Genomic DNA, 571 nt, shown 5'->3' with positions numbered 1-571 from the left:
AATGGATGGCGCTCGAGCGTTGGACCTATACCGGACCGTTGCTGTAAGCTGGGCCTATGCTGTGTGAGGGCAAGCTGCACTTGGTCCAGGCATGGAGTARCGGCRACGWGTASGRGGGTCGCTGYGGCTAGCGGGMAGCCTCAGGCGTGAGCSTAGGTGMAGCAMCCACAGGCGCAGATCTTGGTGGTAGTAGCAAATATTCAAGTGAGAACCTTGAAGGCCGAGGTGGAGAAGGGTTCCATGGGAACAGCAGTTGACCATGGGYCAGGCGGTCCTAAGTGATCCGGTAAATCGGAACAGAGACGGGGTGCCTGACATTGTCCGTTCGCGGGCTTTGTTCAGTAATCTGCAAAGTACTGTTGCATTGCAGCCCCCTGTAGCGAAAGGGAATCGGGTTAATATTCCCGCCCCTGTCCACGGAGATTGGTGTGTGTCGGGCCTTTGGTTCGGCGTGCGCCCAGCGCGGTAACGCAACCGACCTCGGAGACGTCGTCCACGGAGATTGGTGTGTGTCGGGCCTTTGGTTCGGCGTGCGCCCAGCGCGGTAACGCAACCGACCTCGGAGACGTCG

The 571-nt window shown here is 59.3% G+C and carries 1 rRNA gene; it reads left to right on the top strand.

The window, feature by feature from the left end:
- A 23S ribosomal RNA gene (locus EDI28_RS28200) occupies positions 1-571 on the top strand; the annotation flags it as partial.

It is taken from the genome of Photobacterium chitinilyticum, from assembly GCF_004104355.1.
In the GTDB taxonomy this organism is placed as follows: domain Bacteria; phylum Pseudomonadota; class Gammaproteobacteria; order Enterobacterales; family Vibrionaceae; genus Photobacterium; species Photobacterium chitinilyticum.
Note: the sequence above shows the minus strand (reverse complement) of the source record. Positions and strands in the feature narration are given on the sequence as shown.